Annotated in this window: 16 protein-coding genes; 8 read left to right on the plus strand and 8 right to left on the minus strand. The window is 61.7% G+C overall.

Annotated features, from left to right (window positions below):
- Positions 1-545: 545 nt before the first annotated feature.
- The 3 genes from catA to ABOC32_RS20435 are packed head-to-tail and all read right to left on the minus strand — an operon-like array spanning position 546 to position 2958.
- Positions 546-1481: a catechol 1,2-dioxygenase gene (gene catA / locus ABOC32_RS20425; RefSeq protein ID WP_426808607.1), complete on the minus strand. Its 936-nt coding sequence runs from the start codon at positions 1479-1481 to the stop codon at positions 546-548.
- A gap of 43 nt (positions 1482-1524) precedes the next feature.
- The gene (gene catC / locus ABOC32_RS20430) at positions 1525-1815 is read right to left on the minus strand and encodes a muconolactone Delta-isomerase (RefSeq protein ID WP_016487549.1); all 291 of its coding nucleotides are present in this window, start codon (positions 1813-1815) and stop codon (positions 1525-1527) included.
- A gap of 21 nt (positions 1816-1836) precedes the next feature.
- A complete protein-coding gene (locus ABOC32_RS20435) occupies positions 1837-2958 on the minus strand; it encodes a muconate cycloisomerase family protein (protein WP_426808608.1) in 1122 nt (373 codons plus the stop codon).
- A 135-nt stretch (positions 2959-3093) separates the two neighbouring features.
- Between ABOC32_RS20435 and ABOC32_RS20440 the strand changes: the two genes are divergently transcribed.
- The 4 genes from ABOC32_RS20440 (at position 3094) to ABOC32_RS20455 (ending at position 7497) form a co-directional block, all read left to right on the plus strand.
- Positions 3094-3996 carry a LysR family transcriptional regulator gene (locus tag ABOC32_RS20440; RefSeq protein WP_426808609.1) on the plus strand — a complete coding sequence of 301 codons (903 nt, stop codon included), beginning with the start codon at positions 3094-3096 and terminating at the stop codon, positions 3994-3996.
- A gap of 107 nt (positions 3997-4103) precedes the next feature.
- Complete coding sequence (locus ABOC32_RS20445; RefSeq protein ID WP_426808610.1) at positions 4104-5255, plus strand: DDE-type integrase/transposase/recombinase; 1152 nt, start codon at positions 4104-4106, stop codon at positions 5253-5255.
- 174 nt (positions 5256-5429) lie between these two features.
- Positions 5430-6197: an SDR family NAD(P)-dependent oxidoreductase gene (locus ABOC32_RS20450; protein WP_426808611.1), complete on the plus strand. Its 768-nt coding sequence runs from the start codon at positions 5430-5432 to the stop codon at positions 6195-6197.
- Positions 6198-6225: 28 nt separating this feature from the next.
- On the plus strand, positions 6226-7497 hold the full coding sequence (locus ABOC32_RS20455) for a D-arabinono-1,4-lactone oxidase (protein WP_426808612.1): 1272 nt from the start codon (positions 6226-6228) through the stop codon (positions 7495-7497).
- A gap of 146 nt (positions 7498-7643) precedes the next feature.
- Here ABOC32_RS20455 and ABOC32_RS20460 read toward each other — a convergent pair whose 3' ends face one another.
- From ABOC32_RS20460 to ABOC32_RS20475, 4 genes are all read right to left on the minus strand, one after another.
- A complete protein-coding gene (locus ABOC32_RS20460) occupies positions 7644-8441 on the minus strand; it encodes a helix-turn-helix transcriptional regulator (protein WP_426808613.1) in 798 nt (265 codons plus the stop codon).
- Positions 8442-8555: 114 nt separating this feature from the next.
- The gene (gene eutH, locus ABOC32_RS20465; RefSeq protein WP_426808614.1) at positions 8556-9788 is read right to left on the minus strand and encodes an ethanolamine utilization protein EutH; all 1233 of its coding nucleotides are present in this window, start codon (positions 9786-9788) and stop codon (positions 8556-8558) included.
- Positions 9789-10054: 266 nt separating this feature from the next.
- Entirely contained in the window at positions 10055-11455 is a 1401-nt protein-coding gene (locus tag ABOC32_RS20470; RefSeq protein ID WP_426808615.1) for an amino acid permease, read from the minus strand.
- Positions 11456-11500: 45 nt separating this feature from the next.
- Positions 11501-12532, minus strand: a complete 1032-nt coding sequence (locus ABOC32_RS20475; protein WP_426808616.1) for a histone deacetylase family protein — start codon at positions 12530-12532, stop codon at positions 11501-11503.
- A gap of 123 nt (positions 12533-12655) precedes the next feature.
- Between ABOC32_RS20475 and ABOC32_RS20480 the strand changes: the two genes are divergently transcribed.
- On the plus strand, positions 12656-13138 hold the full coding sequence (locus tag ABOC32_RS20480; protein ID WP_016499200.1) for an Lrp/AsnC family transcriptional regulator: 483 nt from the start codon (positions 12656-12658) through the stop codon (positions 13136-13138).
- 205 nt (positions 13139-13343) lie between these two features.
- On the opposite strand, the gene ABOC32_RS20485 is transcribed toward ABOC32_RS20480, so the two are convergent.
- The gene (locus ABOC32_RS20485) at positions 13344-14255 is read right to left on the minus strand and encodes a LysR substrate-binding domain-containing protein (protein ID WP_234228052.1); all 912 of its coding nucleotides are present in this window, start codon (positions 14253-14255) and stop codon (positions 13344-13346) included.
- 97 nt (positions 14256-14352) lie between these two features.
- Here ABOC32_RS20485 and ABOC32_RS20490 point away from each other — a divergent pair, with 97 nt between their 5' ends.
- The 3 genes from ABOC32_RS20490 (at position 14353) to ABOC32_RS20500 (ending at position 18479) form a co-directional block, all read left to right on the plus strand.
- Positions 14353-15444, plus strand: coding sequence for a tartrate dehydrogenase (locus ABOC32_RS20490; RefSeq protein ID WP_426808617.1), 1092 nt, complete (start codon positions 14353-14355; stop codon positions 15442-15444).
- A gap of 194 nt (positions 15445-15638) precedes the next feature.
- A complete protein-coding gene (locus ABOC32_RS20495) occupies positions 15639-17237 on the plus strand; it encodes a BCCT family transporter (RefSeq protein WP_426808618.1) in 1599 nt (532 codons plus the stop codon).
- A 120-nt stretch (positions 17238-17357) separates the two neighbouring features.
- Positions 17358-18479 (plus strand): ring-hydroxylating oxygenase subunit alpha, encoded by a 1122-nt coding sequence (locus ABOC32_RS20500; RefSeq protein WP_234228054.1) that lies wholly within the window; start codon positions 17358-17360, stop codon positions 18477-18479.
- Positions 18480-18556: the final 77 nt, after the last annotated feature.

Consider the following 18556-nt stretch of genomic DNA (forward strand, 5'->3'; position numbering starts at 1 on the left):
ACGTGAATTGTCAATTGAATTTTCACGCTAAAAACAGAGAAAACCACCTCGGTTATTTGCGCCTTAAGTCAGATAAAACCACGCTAATTACTGATTTATATGGATTTTTATAAGAAACGAATAGACCTTGGCTTATCCGCAAGCGCCAAAATATTTAGACCACTTTTCACGTAATTCGGCGAGGGATATTTCGAAAGGACTACGGGAGAAAGCAGGAGGGAAATGCGGATGGTTTTTCAGCGGACAGCAAAAAGCCCAGGCCCTCCCCGCACGGAAAGGCCCAGGCAAAAAATAAAACCAGCTCTACACAATCTTTAGCGCTAACGCGAACCTGTGGGAGCAACTGTCTTGTGCTGCTTGTGCCGGCCTCTTCGCGGCTAAAGCCGCTCCCACAGGTTCAGTGCTTACCTTGAGGCATGCGCAATACCTCTGGGAGCGGGTTCACCCGCGAACACCGGCAAAGCCGGTGTCATGCACCGCGCTGCCCTCTTCGCGGGTGAACCCGCTCCCACAAGGGTCTCTATGACCCCGGGTGAACGTGGATCTCAGCCTTCCTGCAACGCACGCGGCCGGTGGCTGCGTGCCTCGGCCTCCGGCGCCGTGGTCCCCTGCAGGTGGAAGTCGAACGCAAGCTCGGCAAAACGCTCGCCTTGCACGCCGCGGTCACGCGCCGCCGCAGCATCCTCGACAAAGCGCAGCTCGCCGATCAGCCCGTCACGGGTGGCGTAGGCAAAGTCGTCCCACAGGTACTTGTCACCTTCGAAGTTGATCTGCGTGGTCAGGTGGCGGTGCCCGGGTGCCGAGATGAAGAAGTGCACGTGCGCCGGGCGCTGGCCATGACGGCCGAGCAGGTCCAGGCATTCCTGGGTCGGGCCCTGCGGGTCGCAGCCATACCCCGATGGCACGATGGAGCGTGCACGGTAGCGGCCCTCGGCATCGGTGATGATGCGGCGGCGCAGGTTGTACTCGGACTGGGTCGAGTCGAAGTACGAATAGGTACCTTGGGTGTTGGCATGCCACAGGTCGACGGTGGCGCCGGCCAGCGGCTTGCCGTCGGCGTCGAACACCTGGCCTTTCAGGAACATCACCACGCCTGGGTCGGTGCCATCGTCCATGCGCGCTTCGCCTTGCGCCAGCGGCGCCCCGGCGACATACAACGGGCCTTCGATGGTACGCGGGGTGCCGCCACCCAGGCCCGCTTCGGCGTCCTTGGCGTCCTGCAGCAGGTCGAGGAAGTGCTCGATGCCCAGGCCTGCGGCCAGCAGGCCAGCTTCGTTACGGCCACCCAGGCGGTTGAGGTAATCAACGGCGTGCCAGAACTCGTCTTCGGTGATTTCCAGGTCTTCGACCAGGCGCGCGGTGTCTTGCAGCACACGCAGGATGATCTGCTTGAAGCGCGGGTTGCCTTCGGCGTGGTCCAGGCCGGCCACTTTGTTGAAGAAGGCTTGAATGTCGGCAGTGTGGGAAATTTTCACGGTCATCGTGCTTACCTCATATTGTTCTTGTCAGGTAGACAGGTGCTTATCAGCGGTCGTCGCTGTGGATCGACGAGGGATGCCGGCACAGGCCGTCGACCTCGATGTCCATGTACGGGAACAACGGCAGTTGCATCAGGGTGTCGTGCAACGCCTCGACGCTGGGCACATCGAACACGCTGTAGTTGGCGTAGTGCCCGGCAATGCGCCACAGGTGGCGCCAGGTCCCTTCACGCTGCAGGCGCTGGGCCAGTTCCTTTTCATCGGCCTTCAGCTGGGTGGCCTTGGCCGGGTCCATGTCCACCGGCAGTTTCACGGTCATCTTCACGTGGAACAGCATGATTATCTCCTTGTTTGCTGATCAGCGACGGGCGAAGCGCGCCAGGCGCTGTTCGTCCAGGGTCAGGCCCAGGCCTGGGGTACGGGGAATGTGCAGCTGGAAGTCGTGGTATTGCGGCGGCTCGTTGACGATTTCTTCGGTCAGCAGCAGCGGGCCGAACAGCTCGGTACCCCAGGTCAGTTGGCGCAAGGTAAGGAAGGCATGGGCCGAGGCCAGGGTGCCGATCGAACCTTCGAGCATGGTGCCGCCATACAGGCCGATACCGGCGGCCTCGGCGATTTGCGCGGTGCGCAGCACGGCACGCGGGCCGCCGTTCTTGGCGATTTTCAGGGCAAAGATGCTGGCGGCGCCGTCGGCGGCCAGGCTGAAGGCATCCTCGACACTTTCGATGGACTCATCGGCCATGATCGGTGCAGGGCTGCGCTGGTTCAGGCGCACCTGGCCACCCCGGTTGATACGCGAAATCGGTTGCTCGATCAGGTCGATACCGTTGTCGCCAAGCACCTGGCAAGCACGGATGGCCTGGGATTCGTCCCAGTACTGGTTCACGTCCACCCGCACGCTGGCGCTGTCGCCCAGTTCGCGTTTTATCGCCACCACGTGTTTGAGGTCCTGCTCCACCGGGTTGGCGCCAATCTTCAGCTTGAACACCCGGTGACGGCGGATTTCCAGCATGCGCTGTGCTTCGGCAATATCGCGGGCGGTGTCGCCGCTGGCCAAGGTCCAGGCCACTTCCAGGCTGTCGCGCACACGCCCGCCCAGCAGCTCGCTGACCGGCAGGCCCAGGCGTTTGCCCTGGGCGTCGAGCAACGCGCTTTCAATACCCGACTTGGCAAAGGTGTTGCCCTTGGCCAGCTTGTCCAGCTTGAGCATGGCGGCGTTGATGTTGTCCGCCGGCAGGCCGATCAGCGCCGGGGCCAGGTGCGCGTCGATGTTGGCCTTGATGCCCTCGGGGCTTTCGTAGCCATAGGCCAGGCCACCGATGGTGGTGGCCTCACCGATACCTTCCACACCATCGCTGCAACGCACACGCAATACCACCAGGGTCTGCTGCTGCATGGTGTGCATTGCCAGCTTGTGCGGGCGAATGGTCGGCAGGTCGACGATAATTGCATCAATACGTTCAATCAGCGCGCTTGTCATTGTTGCCAGGTCCCGTCAGGTCGGGCTGCCCGTAGCAGGCCCGAATGGTGCATTTACTTGATTGTTCAAGGATTGCGCGAGACCCTGATGACCGTCCAATATCAAATGAATCTCCCACCATACCCTGGAGGTCTGATGGAGCTGCGCCACCTGCGTTACTTCAAGGTCTTGGCCGAGACCCTGAACTTCACCCGCGCCGCCGAGCTGCTGCACATTGCCCAACCGCCCTTGAGCCGGCAGATCAGCCAGCTGGAGGACGAGCTCGGCACCTTGCTGGTGTTGCGCGAACGCCCGCTGCGGCTGACCGAAGCCGGCCGCTTTTTCTACGAACAGACCTGCACCGTACTGCAGCAACTGCACAACATCACCGACAACACCCGCCGCATCGGCCAGGGCCAGCGCCAGTGGCTGGGCATCGGCTTTGCCCCCTCGACCCTGTACAACGTGCTGCCGGAGCTGATCCGCGAGCTGCGCCAGGACAGCGAGCTGGAACTGGGCCTGAGCGAGATGACCACGCTGCAGCAGGTGGAAGCGCTGAAGAGCGGGCGCATCGACATCGCCTTCGGGCGCATTCGCATCGAGGATGCGGCCATTGCGCAACAGGTATTGCTTGAAGACCCGCTGGTGGCCGTGCTGCCCAAGGGCCACCCGCTGGCCGGCAGCCCGCTCAGCCTCGCCCAGCTGGCTGGCGAGGCGTTCATCCTCTACCCCGCCAACCCCCGGCCCAGTTACGCCGACCACGTGCTGGCGCTGTTCGCCCAGCACGGCATGAGCATCCGCGTCAGCCAGTGGGCCAACGAACTGCAGACGGCGATCGGCCTGCTAGCTGTCGGCGTGGGCGTGACCCTGGTGCCAGCATCGGTACAACAGCAGCACCGCACCGATATCGAGTATGTCGGCTTGCTGGATAGCAGTGCCGTCAGCCCGATCATCCTCAGCCGGCGCAAGGGTGATGTGAGCCCGATCGTGCAGCGGTGCCTGGCGTTGATCGAGCAACAGAATCGATTGCCGGGCTCCAAGACTGAAAGCCTGCGCTGATCCCTGTGGGAGCGGGTTCGCGCTGGTACAAACCGGAGACATCGTTTACATTTCAAACCGGGGACATGGTTTACAGGCTAATACGCATGATCAGGAGGTATCTGATCATGCCCTGGAATCAAGAGTCCCCCATGGATCAACGAGTCAGATTGATCGGCGAATGGCTTTCCGGTGATTACACCAAGAGTCAACTTGCTCGTCGGTACAACGTCAGTCGCCCGACGGTCGACAAGTGGATATCACGATATACGGCAGGCGGCGCTGAAGCGTTGTCCGACGCATCGCGACGTCCTAGCAACAGCCCTAACAAGACCAGTGACGAGCTGTTGGCTCGCATTGTTGCGATGAAAGAGGCGCACGATAAATGGGGCCCCAAGAAGCTCATTGAGCTGCTGCGCCTTGAAGATCCATCAATTGATTGGCCGTCTCCAAGCACGGCGGGGCAATGGCTGGACCGGATGGGTATGGTGCACAAGCGCGGGCCAAAACGGCGCTACGGCAAAAGCCCCACCAAAATGCGAGAGGCCACCGAGCCGAACCAGACCTGGTGCATCGATTACAAAGGCCAGTTCAAGATGCTCAACGGCCAGTGGTGCTACCCGCTAACAGTTACGGACCATGCCTCGCGCCTCATCTTGGCCTGTAAAGCCCACAAGAACATCATGACGAAACCTGTCATGCAAACGCTTGAGTGGCTTTTTCAGGAGTATGGAATGCCAGAGGTCATCCGCTCTGACAACGGCAGCCCGTTTGCGTCGACGGGCTTGGCAAGGATGTCCACAATCGCTGTTTGGTTGATCCGTCTTGGAATTTTTCCCGAACGAACGGCACCCGCGCGCCCAGATCAGAATGGCCGTCACGAGCGGATGCACCGCAGCATGAAGCTTGAGCTGCCTCTGGGGGACAACCTGATTGATCAGCAACTGCTGCTTGAGCACTTCCGGCAGGAGTTCAACTATGTCCGGCCGCACGAAGCGTTGGGCATGAAACGCCCATTCGAGCTGTATGTGCCATCCAATCGGCCTTACCCAGGGTTCCTACCAATTGTGGAGTACCCCACCGGAATGGCTGTACGCAGTGTCAGGCAAAATGGTTCGATCAAATGGAAAAACAAGCTGCTGTTCATCAGCGAGGCGTTGTCTGGCGAGCAGATCGGCCTGAAAGAGGTAGAAGATGATGTTTGGGATGTGTTCCTGTGTGACCATCTCCTGGGGAGGCTTGAACGGGGTGCAAACCGCGTCCAAGCCTCAAATGTGTAAACCATGTCCCCGGTTTACGATGTAAAGGATGTCTCCGGTCGTACAGCTGCCACCCGCCCCCGTATACCCATCGGTATATGGATGTTCCCGTTGATCTGTTTCATGCTCCGACACGCGAATCGCGAAACGCCCGGGCTGCAAGAACAGATCAATAAAAACCAACGGGAGTCGAACATGGCGGGACGTCTTAACGGCAAAGTGGCGCTGATCACTGGCGGCGCGGGTGGCTGCGGGTTGGCCGCATCGCAGCTGTTCGCAGCAGAAGGGGCAAAGGTCGGCATTGTCGACCTGCCCGGCAGCAAGGGCGCCGAAGTCGCCCGGCAATTGCGTGATGCAGGTTACGAGGCCATCTTCGCCGCAGCCGATGTATCGGACGCACAGCAGGTGAAGGCCGCTGTAGCTGCCGTGGAAAACGCCTTCGGCCACATCACGGTGCTGATGAACCACGCCGGTATCCTCGCGGCCGCTCCCTTCCTGGAAACCAGCGAAGAAGAATGGGACCGGGTGATGGCGGTGAACGTGAAGAGCATGTTCCTGGTCACCCGCGCAGTACTGCCGGGCATGCTGGCGGCCGGTGGTGGCAGCATCGTCTGTACCTCGTCCATCTCTGCAGTGGTGGGCACACCGATGGAAGTGCTGTATTGCACCAGCAAGGGCGCCACGCACATGTTCGCCCGGGCCATCGCCGTGGAGTTCCGTGACCGGGGCATCCGCGCCAATGCCATCTGCCCGGGCTTTATCGCCACCGCCCACGGCCTGCGCGAAATCGACATGCTGCGCCAGCATGGCGTGGACGTCAGTGAACAGGCCATCGCCGCCGCCCAGGGGCGCCTGTGCCAACCCTCGGAAGTCGCAACCGCGGCCTTGTTCCTGGCCAGTGACGACGCCAGTTTCGTCAACGGCGCGCACTTGTTTGCCGACAACGGCTACACCGCCATCTGACTAGAAGAACAACAAGCAGGAGAGCAATGTGAGTACCTCTTCCAACAACATGCATATCAATGAATTCGGCCTGGAACACGCGCACTGGCGCAACTGGGCCGGCAACCAGTCCTGCATCCGCGCCGCGCGCGGGGCGCCGGCCAGCGAGGACGAACTGTGCTCGATGGTGAACCAGGCCAGCAGCAACGGCATGAACGTGCGGGTGGCAGGCTCCGGCCACTCCTTTACCCCGGTGGCACTCACCAACGGCCTGCACCTGAGCCTGGCCAACATGAGTGGCGTGCGCCATATCGACCATGAGAAAAAGCGCGTCACCGCTGCCGCCGGCACCACCATCAATGCCTTCGGCAAGGCATTACGTGCCGCCGGGCTGTCGATGGTCAACCAGGGCGACATCGACAGCCAGTCGATTGCCGGTGCCCTGACCACCGGCACCCACGGCACTGGCCTGACCCTGGGCAACCTGGCTTCGTCCATTGTCGGCATGAAGCTGGTGCAGCCCAATGGCGAAATCCTCAACGTGGACGAAAGCACCCCCGACCTGCTGCAGGCAGGCCGGGTGTCGCTGGGTGTGCTGGGCATCGTTTCCGAGCTGACCTTGCAGGTGACCGACAGCTTCAACCTGCACGAGCGCATCTGGCGTGAAGACTTCGAAAGCGTGATGGAAAAGCACGATGAACTGGCCAGCAAGCACCGCCACTTCAGCTTTTTCTGGTGCCCCTACGAGCAGAGCCGCCATTGCTATTGCCTGCCCGATACCGCCGCCACCTCCACCAGCGGGCGCACCACCGACGTGTGTGAAGTGAAGGTCATGGACATCACCGACCGCCCGGCGTGGGAGAGCGAGTTCGAGAAAGTGGCCTACAGCTCGGACGTGTACCCCATCGAGTACCTGCCCAACTTCCACGAACTGGAATACGCGGTGCCTGTGCGCCACAGCAAGGAAGCGCTGCGGGCCGTGCGCAAGCTGATGCTGGAAGACTTCCCTGAGGCCATCTACCCCATCGAATACCGCTTCACTGCCGGTGACGGGGCATGGATGAGCCCTTTCTTCGAGCAGGACAGCGCCACCATCTCGGTGTCTGGCCAGCCGGGTACCGACTACTGGGACTACCTGCGGGCGGTGGATGCGATCCTGCGTTCGTATGGCGCCAGGCCGCACTGGGGCAAGCTGCACTTCCTGACCGGTGAAGATGTCAGCGCCATCTACCCGCGCGCCGATGACTTCCGCAAGCTGCGCCGCCAGCTTGATCCGCAGGGCATCTACCTCAGCGAGCACCTGAGCCCGTTGTTCAAGTAACCTGAATTTGCTGCATACAGGGGCTGCTTTGCAGCCCAATCGCCGGCAAGCCAGCTCCCACAGGTACAACACAGGCCTCAAGGCCGCGACATTCCTGTGGGAGCTGGCTTGCCGGCGATTGGGCCGCAAAGCGGTCCCTTGCTGTGTCAGGCCTTGGCCAGGTAATCGATAAACAGGCGGAACAACTCGGCGTTGGTGGATATCTCCAGCCGCTGGTAAATGTTGTGCTTGTGCACCTTCACCGTCCCATCCGAGATATTCATCTGCCGCGCAATCGATGCATTGCTGTGCCCCTGCAACAGCAGCTTGGCGATATAGCGCTGGGTCTCCGTCAGTTGCCCCTGCAGGATCTCGACAAAGGCATCCTCCAGCACCGCCCCCTCTGGTGAAGCGCGCAGGCGGTCGGCATAGCGCAACCGGCAATGCTGGCCGAATACCGATGCCAGAAACGGCGCCATCCCTGCCAACAGGTCCATTTCTGCGGCACTGAAATCACCGCTGCTGTGGTTGCGCATCAGCGAATGGACAATCGCCACCTGGGGCCGCAACGCAATGATAAAGCCCACCTCCTCCACCGCCGTGCCGTAGTCGGAAGACACACAGGGGTGGATGTCCTTGGAGATGGCAAACCCTGAAGAGAAGAAGCAGTCAGGGGCCAGTTCGCTCATGCGCCACAACCCGGCCGGGTGCTCGTTTACGCACGCGACGTAGAACGGATCAAGCAGGTAGCCGCCGCGCACATAAGCATTCAGGGTGCGCTCGGTCACCGAGTGGTTGTAGCCGTTATGCACCAGCAGCGCCGGCTGGTTGAACTGGAACAGGTAAGCGCAACTCATGTCGAACGCCAGTTTGCTGCGCAGCCACGCATCCAGCGCCGGCCCCAACTGGTCGCTGCCGATTGCGTCGATCACCGCTGCCAGCCGGTTCGCCTCATCGTTTGTCATTGTTCACCACGCTCGTGCACGAAAGACCTGAGCGACCTTACCGCCTTGATCGGCAAAAAGCACAAAATCCGGGGCGCCCTGGACGCTCCGGATCATGTGCATGACGCTTTTTGCTCAGGACGGTTCGGCCGCCCCCTTGAAGGCACCTGCGGCGGCGTCCTCACGCCCCATCTCCTGCGCCTTGGGCACCGCCAGCCAGCTGGCCAGCAGCATCGCGATCAGGCCGCCACTCAGTTTGCCGATCATCAGTGGCACAATCAGCGACGGCTGGAAGTTGGCCGAAAAGGCCATGTGGTCGCCAAAGGTGAAGGCGGCGCACACCGAGAAGGCAATCACCAGCACCTTGTCCTTGGGCGGCATTTCGCTGACCAGGCGGAACATGGCCAGGATATTGGCCGAGGCCGCCAGCACCCCGGCCGCGCCAACACCCGACATGCCAAAGCGCGAGGCCACCCGCTCGATCGGCCGTGCCAAAAAGCGCTTGAGCAGGTGCACCATGGGGAACGCCCCGCACAGCATCAGGCCGATGTAGCCGGCAATTTCCAGCGCGCGGAACTGGTCGTCGGCATCGGCGATGATCGGCGCGAAGCCCCAGCTGCCGAACAGGTGGCTGAACAGGCCGGTGAAGTACTGCACGATGGAGGCCACCAGCACCAGCACCACGGCGATGTACATGAACTGGCCGAGCTTGAGGAACGCGTACACCATCAGCGTCGGGAAATAACGCAACGCCGCGGCCAGGGCGATGCAGAACAGAATCAGCGGCATCAGGTTGCGCAGCAGCATCGCCCAGGTGAAGTGCAGCGCCTGGGTGGCGGCGCCGGTGGTGGCGATGTCGGGACGCACGTTCAGGCCCAGGGCCTGCATGGTCATGGCAATGATCATGATGCTCACCGGGATGGTCAGCAGCCCGGCCATGATCCCCAGGGCCATGTACTTGTGGTCGACCTTGCGCAGCATGGCCAGCCCTACCGGGATGACGAAGATGATCGTGGCGCCGCACTGAAAGCCGGTGATCAGGCCGAGGATCCAGCCTTCCGGGCTTTGCGCCAGGGCCTTGGCCAGCTGGTAGCCGCCCATGTCCGACGCGATGAAGATGGGGCCGGCGATACCCGGGTCGGCGCCGATGGCCTGGAACAGCGGCGCGATCAGGTGGCTGATGCCCGCAGAGATGTACGGGATTGCCGCCATGATGCCGGCCACGGGGATGAAGATGGGGCCGATGCTGTGCAAGCCGGCGATGAACTCCTGGCCCAGCTCGCCTTCAGGGTTGTAGATGGATGCCACGGCACCCAGTACCGCGCACACCATGATGACGTAGATGACATAGGTGCCGATGCTTTCCATTTGCCGCCTCATTTTTAGAGTTGTGGGGTTGGCAGGACTGAAATGTCACGGGGCATCGTTGTTGTTATGGCGCGTGCAAGGCGTGCCCCGTCGAGGGCTTAAGCTATTCGGCAGGTGGTGGGCTGTCCATATACCGGGAGGTATATGCGGACGCGTCGCATGCTTTTTGTAGGAGCAGCCTTGTGCTGCGAAGGGGCCGGTATGAGCAACAACACTGTGTTGGTTTCAATGGCCTCTTCGCAGCACAAGGCTGCCCTACAGGGGAGTTATGTGTGTTGTCGGCGGCGGTAGGCCAGCAGCAGGAACACGAACCACAACGGCATCACACACAGCGCCAACCGGGTATCCGGTTGCAACGCCAGCAGCACCAGCACAAAACCAAGGAAGCCCAGGGTGGTGACGGCCATCGGCACCCCGCCCGGCAACTTGAACACCGAGGCTTCGTGCGCAGCCGGGTTGCGTTTGCGATAGGCCAGGTACGCCGCAAGGATCATCGACCAGGTAAAGATCACCAGGATTGCCGACACAGTCGAAATCAGCGTGAACACCGTCATCACCTCCGGGATGATGAACAGCAGGCTCAACCCGATCAGCATGCACACGCCGGAAAACACCAGGCTGTACACCGGCACGCTCAATGCCGAAAGCCTGGCGAACAGGGCCGGCGCGTTACGCCGCTCGGCCAGCCCGAACAGCATCCGGCAGCCTGAGTAGACACCGCTGTTGGCCGACGAGGCTGCCGAGGTCAGCACCACGAAGTTGATCATGCCCGCCGCCGCCGGGAAGCCGGCCAGCAGGAACAGTTCGACGAAGGGGCTGCGGTTGGCCGGCACCTCGGCCCACGACACCACGCTGATGATGCACACCAGCGCCAGGATGTAGAACAGCAGAATGCGCAAGGGGATGGTGTTGATGGCCTTGGGCAGTGAGCGATGCGGGTTCTTGGCCTCGGCGGCGGTGGTGCCGATCAGTTCGGTACCGGCAAAGGAAAACACGGCAATCTGGAAGCCGGCAAAGAAACCGCTGATGCCATGGGGCAGCACCGCACCCGGCGCCACCACGTTGGACAACGAAGCCACCACGCCATTGGGTGAGGTATAGGAGGTGGCGATCATCACCGCCGCCGTGATGATCAACAGCACGATGGCGACGATCTTGATGATGCCGAACCAGAACTCCACCTCGCCAAATATCCGCACCGCCAGCATGTTCAGCCCCAGCAGCACGAACAGGGTGAAGAACGCAGGTAGCCAGGCCGGGGCATCGGGGTACCAGTACTGAAAGAACCCGGCCACCACGACCACGTCGCCGACCACCGCCACGCTCCAGCTCAACCAGTATGACCAGCTCAGCACAAAGCCGGCCCGCGGCCCCAGGTAATGGGCAACGATGTCGGCGAACGACTTGAAGCGCAGGTCGGACAACAGCAGCTCGCCCATGGCGCGCATGACGAAGAACACGAAGAACCCGAGGATGGCGTACACCAGCAGGATCGACGTACCGGACAGCGCGATCACCTTGCCCGAGCCCATGAACAGGCCGGTGCCGATGGCGCCGCCTATGGAAATCAGCTGAATGTGGCGGTTTTCCAGCGTGCGTTGCAGGTGCCCTTCACGGTCGGGCGTTACCGGTTTGCTTTGCTCAAGGCTTGCGGGCATGTCTTGCATGGCGACCTCTTGTTATTGTTGGTCTGTCACGGGGTGCAACGCGGGTCAGCGAACGCTTTCGAACCCTTGCAGGGTGTTCACCGCATTGATGCCGATTTCGTCGACCATGTACCCGCCTTCCATCACGAACAGGGTCGGGATACCGGCACTGGCGATCTCGGCGCCCATGCGCAGGAAGTCTTCGCTGGTGAGCTTGAAGTGGCTGATCGGGTCATCCTCGAAGGTGTCCACACCCAGCGACACAACCAGGAACTGCGGCTTGTGCGCGACAATGCGCTTGAGCGCGTCCTGCAACGCCGGCTGGTACTGGGCCCAGCGCGTGCCCTTGCCCATCGGGTAGTTGGCGTTGAAGCCCTCTCCAGCGCCCGCGCCCTGTTCATGGGCGTAACCGGAAAAGTACGGGTAGGACACGTGCGGGTCGCCATGCAGGGAGGCGAAGAACACATCGGGGCGATCGTAAAAGATGTTCTGTGTGCCGTTGCCGTGGTGGAAGTCCACATCCAGCACGGCCACGCGCTGGGCGCCCTGGCTCAGGCAGCGCTCGGCGGCGATGGCGGCGTTGTTCAGGTAGCAGTAGCCGCCCATGTATTCCCGCGCCGCATGGTGCCCCGGTGGGCGGCACAGGGAGAAGGCGCTGTCGGCACCGTCGATGATGCGCTGCATGCCGGTCAAGGCAACGTTGGCGCTGCTGCGCACCGCCTCCCAGGTGCCGGCGGTGATCGGCGCCCCCGCGTCCATGGCATAGAAGCCCAGCTTGCCGTCGATGAAGCCGGGCTCACGGTCGATGGCCAGGTCGCGCACGGGCCACACCAGTGGCAGTGCGTCGTGGGTCTTGCCGGTGGCGGCCCATTCCGACCAGGCGTTTTCCAGGAAGCTTACATAACGCTCGCTGTGCGCCGCGACGTAGCAGCCACGGTCGAAGGCCTGTTCGGCAATGACATCGCCAAGGCCGGTGCTGTGCACCCGGGCCAGCACGGTGTCGGCACGCTGGGGGTTTTCGAACGAGGGCGTAATGGCGCCGTCCTTGAGTTCCGAGCCATGGTGCAAGCGGTGGTTGTTGCTAAAGACTGTCAGCACGCGAATGTCCTTTTTCAAGGGGTTACCGGATAACCAATTTTCGCGATAGACCGGTGAAAATGCTTTGCTTTATGCTCAACCAAACCGGATGCTTGAGCAAAATATTCACAGGGTTGGCCACCTATGAGCAAAGCCTTTGCTATCGAACAACTGGACGACACCGACCGCGAGCTGCTGCGCCTTTTGCAGGAGGACGGCACCTTGTCGAGTGCTGCGCTGGGCGAGCGCCTGTCGATGACCGTGACGCCCTGCTGGCGCAGGCGCAAACGGCTGGAGGAGCTGGGCATCATCAAGGATTACCAGGCCAACCTCGACCGCAGGAAGCTGGGGTACGACGTGATGGCGTTTGCCCAGGTGCGCTTTGGCAACCATTCGGCCAACGCACCGGATGAGTTCGAGCAGGTGATATTGAAGCTGCCGCAGGTGCTGTCCTGCCACAAGGTGACCGGCGAGGCTGACTATGTGCTGACGGTGTTGGCGAATGACCTGGAGAGTTATGGGCGGTTTGTCGAAGAGGTGCTGCGCCGTCAGCCAGGCATTGCCTCGATCCAGTCGAGCCTGGCGCTGCGCGAAGTGAAGGCGGTTTCCCGCATACCCGTGCCCTGAAACCCACCGCGCTCCGCTTTTGATTTTTGTAGGAGCAGCCTTGTGCTGCGAAGAGGCCATTGCAACCGAAGATGATCTTCAGCCTTACCGGCCTCTTCGCAGCACAAGGCTGCTCCTACAGGGTGATGCGGTAGCCTGAGTGATGGTGCAAGACAGTTGATCCCACAAAAAATCAAAAACGGAGCGCGCATGATCTGAGAGCGGCCTACTCCGGCAGGCTATATCGCTCGGCAAAGTACTGCCGGAAAAAGTCCACCGCCACCCGCACCTTGGCCGAGCTGGCCAACGGCGAGGTGTACACCGCCCAGATGTCTGCCGGCTGGTGATAGGCCTCCAGCACCTGCACCAGGCGCCCGTCCTGCAAGCTGTCGTGCACGTCCCACCATGAACGCAGCAGTATCCCGCGCCCGTCCAGGCACCACTGATGCGCCACTTCGCCATGGTTGGTCGACAGGCCGCCGGTCACCCGTACGCTCTCTTCACCCATCGGCCCCGTCAGTTGCCACACGCCGAACGGGTGGTCGCGCTCCTTGATCACCAGGCAGTCGTGGCTGCCCAGCTCGCCCAGCACCTTGGGCGTACCGCGCCGCGCCAGGTACGCCGGCGCGGCGCACAGCACCCGGCGGTTGCGGGCCAGCGGCTTGGCGATCAGGTTGGGGGCAATGGCGTTGCCTACGCGGATGTCCAGGTCGACACCTTCGGCAATCAGGTCCACCAGGCGGTCGTGCACATCCAGGCGAATGTCCAGCCGCGGGTAGCGTTCGGCCAGCTCCGACAACGCCGGCGCCACAAAGCGCCGCCCCAGGCCCAGGCTGCTGGCAATGCGCAACTGCCCGGCCGGCTCGCGGTGCTGGGCACTGATGTCATCGCCCATGCGCTGCACGGCATCGAAGATCTGCAACGCCCATTGATACACCCGCTCGCCCTCCTCGCTCACCGTCACCCGCCGGGTGGTGCGGTGCAACAGGCGCACTTCCAGGGTTTGCTCAAGCATGCGAATGCGCTTGCTGATGTACGCCGCCGACATGCCCAGCTCGTCGGCCACGGCCGCGAAGCTGGCGCGCTTGGCCACTTGCAGGAAGATGTTGAGGTCGTCGAGGCTGGGCAGATTATTCACGTATCGTGTTCCAAGAATCCATGATTGGCCAGATTATCTCCAGGCCAAGCCCTTATAGCATGGCCAGCACCTGTTCCCTAGACAACGAGTGCACCCCATGAGCAAGACCTTCAGAATCGCGGCAATCCCAGGCGACGGCATCGGCAACGAAGTACTGCCTGAGGGCATTCGTGTAGTCGAGGCCGCTGCGCGCAAGCATGGCCTGGACATCAGCTTCGAGTTCTTCGAGTGGGCCAGCTGCGACTATTACCTGGCCCACGGCAAGATGATGCCGGACGACTGGTTCGAACAGCTCAAGGGTTTCGACGCCCTGTACTTCGGTGCCGTGGGCTGGCCAGACAAGGTGCCGGACCACATCTCGCTGTGGGGTTCGCTGCTCAAGTTCCGCCGCGACTTCGACCAGTACGTGAACATCCGCCCGGTGCGCCTGTTCCCCGGCGTACCCTGCCCGCTGGCTGGCCGTGAACCGGGCGACATCGACTTCGTGGTCATCCGCGAAAACACCGAAGGCGAGTACTCGTCGCTGGGCGGGCGCATGTTCGAAGGCACCGAGAACGAGTTCGTGCTGCAGGAATCGGTGTTCACCCGCCGTGGCGTCGACCGCATTCTCAAGTACGCCTTCGAAGTGGCCCAGACCCGCGAGCGCAAGCACGTCACCTCGGCCACCAAGTCCAACGGCATGGCCGTGAGCATGCCGTACTGGGACGAGCGCACCGCCGCAATGGCAGCCAATTATCCGGAAATCAGCTGGGACAAGCAGCACATTGATATCCTCTGCGCCCGCTTCGTACTGCAACCGGACCGCTTCGACGTGGTCGTGGCCTCGAACCTGTTCGGCGACATCCTGTCCGACCTCGGCCCGGCCTGCGCTGGCACCATCGGCATCGCGCCATCGGCCAACCTGAACCCCGAGCGCAAGTTCCCGTCGCTGTTCGAGCCGGTGCACGGCTCGGCGCCAGACATCTACGGCAAGAACATCGCCAACCCGATCGCGATGATCTGGTCCGGTGCGCTGATGCTCGACTTCCTCGGCAACGAAGGCAGCGACCCACGCTACCGCGCGGCCCACGACGACATCCTCAAAGCCATCGAGCAGGTCATCGCCGCCGGTGACGTGACCCGCGACATGGGTGGCCAGCAGTCCACCCAACAAGTGGGCCAGGCCATCACCGCGCTGATCGAAGCCTGATGTACTCGGGGCCGATTGTCAGAAGTGTCTGACAATCGGCCCTTTGCCTCTTGCGAGCGGCGTGGATTGTATGCAAAATCTGTTAACCATTAGATATTGGTTAACCGGTGGTTAACCACCAAGGAAGGAGTGGTACCGCAACACCCCGGATGCCTGCCGGGTATAACAAGTACGCCAACGTCCAGGAGACGATGATGTCGCACAAGAATAAAAAGATTGATGTGTTCCTGATTACCGTGAGCCTGATCGCCGTACTGCTCACTGTAATAGGCCTTGCAGCCTTCCCCGCCCAGGCTGAAAGCGCCGCCAACCAGTTGTTCGAGCTGTCCACCCGCACCTTCGGTACCAGCGTGCAGGTGCTGGTGTTCGCCAGCACCCTGGCCGTGCTGTACCTGGCCTTCAGCAAGTACGGCAACATCCGCCTGGGCAGTGGCAAGCCTGAATACGCCACCGCCACCTGGGTGTTCATGTTCATCTGTGCCGGCATGGGTTCGTCGACCCTCTACTGGGGCGTGATGGAGTGGGCCTACTACTACCAGACCCCGGGCCTGAACATCGCCGCGGCCACCCCCAAAGCCCTCGAGTACAGCGTGGGCTACTCGTTCTTCCACTGGGGTATCAGCGCCTGGTCGATCTACGCCCTGGCCTCGCTGGCCATGGCCTACCACTTCCATGTTCGCAAGAAGAGCGGCCTGAACCTGGCTTCGGTGATCGAAGCGGTGACGGGCTTCAAGGCCACCGGGCCGGTAGGCCGTACCGTCGACCTGATCTTCCTGCTGACCATGATGGGCGCACTGACCGTGTCGCTGGCCCTCACCGCCTCTACCCTGACGCGCGGCCTGCATGACCTGACCGGCACCCCGGATACGTTCACCGTGCAATTGATGGTGATCGGCGGTGTGGCGGTAATGTTCTCGCTCAGTTCCTATATCGGTATCGACGGTGGCCTGCAGCGCCTGAGCAAGATGGTGTGCATCGGCGCGCTGGTGTTTGCCGCGGTCGTGCTGCTGGTGGGCCCGACCCAGTTCACCCTCAACAACACCGCCAACTCGATTGGCCTGATGATCCAGAACTACGTGCACATGAGCCTGTTCACCGACCCGGCCGGCGACGGTGCCTTTACCCGCAACTGGACGGTGTTCTACTGGCTGTGGTGGGTGTCGTACGCCCCGGGCGTGGCCATGTTCGTCACCCGCGTTTCGCGCGGCCGGCAGATCAAGGAAGTGGTCCTGGCCCTGCTGATGGGCGGCAGCTTCGGTTGCTGGTTCTTCTTCGGCGCGCTGGAAAGCTACAGCATGCACCAGTTCATCACCGGCGCGGTGGATGTGCCGAAAATGCTCGCCGAGCAAGGCGGCGAATCGGCCGTGACGCACCTGCTGCTGGCCTTGCCGTGGGGCCAGGTGTTCCTCGGTGTGTACCTGTTCATCATGGCCATCTTCTGTGCTTCGCACATGGATGCCGCGGCCTACGCGGTGGCTGCCACCAGCACCCGCAACCTGCGTGAAGGTGACGACCCGACACCCACCCACCGCCTGTTCTGGTGCGTGGTGCTGACCCTGGTGCCGCTGGCCATGCTGTTCGCCAAGGCCTCGCTGTCGACCATGAAGACCGCCGTGGTGCTCACCGCAATCCCGTTCATGGTGATTCTGCTGGTGAAGATCTACGGCTTCTTCAAGTGGATGTTCGCCGACTACGGCCAGGTACCGGCCCATGTCATTGAAGAAGAGGCTGCACGGATGGCCGGTGAACAGCCTGCCGAACATGCCCCGCGCAGCGCTGCTGCCGTGCATTGATTCAATCAGAGGGGCCGTACTGTGGCCCCTCTGAAGGGTTGCAAATTTTTTTGCCTGATCTGTTAACCAGCAGATACGCGTTAACCAACAACTATAAACCGAGCTTGTGAGAAACCAGTCATGAACGACTTCAAACGCCTGCCCGCCGATTTCTGCGCGAACGCCGACGAGGCCTTCACCATCCCGGCCAATTTCTACACCAAGGCCGCGGTGTTCGAACACGAGAAAGAAGCCATCTTCGCCCGCAGCTGGATCTGCGTGGGCCACCGCAGCGAAGTGGCAGACAACAATGCCTACATCACCCGCGAGGTGATTGGCGAAAGCATCATCGTCGTGCGCGGCCGTGACAGCGTGCTGCGTGCGTTCTACAACGTCTGCCCGCACCGTGGCCACCAACTGCTCAGCGGCAGCGGCAAGGCCAAGAACGTCATCACCTGCCCGTACCACGCCTGGACCTTCAAGCTCGACGGTGAACTGGCCCACGCCCGTAACTGCGACAACGTGGTCAACTTCGACAAAGAGAACTCAACCCTGGTGCAGCTGCGCGTGGAGGAATACGCCGGTTTCATCTTCATCAACATGGACATGGACGCGGGCTCCGTCGAAGACCAGCTGCCAGGCATGCAAGCACGCATGCGCGAAGCCTGCGCGGTGATCGACGACCTGCACCTGGCGGCGCGTTTCGTCAGCGACACCCCGGCCAACTGGAAGTCGATCGTCGACAACTACCTGGAATGCTACCACTGCGCCCCGGCCCACCCAGGCTTCTCCGACTCGGTAGACGTCGGCCAGTACAGCCACACCATGCACGGTAACTGGACCCTGCAATATGGCCTGGCCAAGCCTTCGGAGCAGTCGTTCAAGTTTGACGAAAACGTGAAGGACCCATCGTTCGCCGGTTTCTGGGCCTGGCCGTGCACCATGTTCAACGTGCCGCCAGGGGCCAACTTCATGACCGTGATCTACGAGTTCCCGGTCGATGCCGAAACCACCCTGCAGCACTACGACATCTACTTCCTCAACAAGGACATCACCGAGGAACAGCAGAAGCTGATCGACTGGTACCGCGAAGTGTTCCGCCCAGAAGACCTGCGCCTGGTCGAAAGCGTGCAGAAGGGCCTGAAGTCGCGTGGCTACCGTGGCCAGGGCCGGATCATGGCCGACCGCGAGCGCAGTGGCATGAGCGAACACGGCATTGCCCACTTCCACAACCTGATCGCCGTGGCCCACCTCGACGATTGATGGCAACCGCTCCACGTTTATTTGCACGTAAAGGTGCGCGGCAGGGCCTGCCGCGCGCCCAGGCAGTCGAGGTGAAC

The sequence above is a fragment of the Pseudomonas sp. WOUb67 genome (assembly GCF_050058005.1).
Taxonomy (GTDB): Bacteria; Pseudomonadota; Gammaproteobacteria; order Pseudomonadales; family Pseudomonadaceae; genus Aquipseudomonas; species Aquipseudomonas putida_R.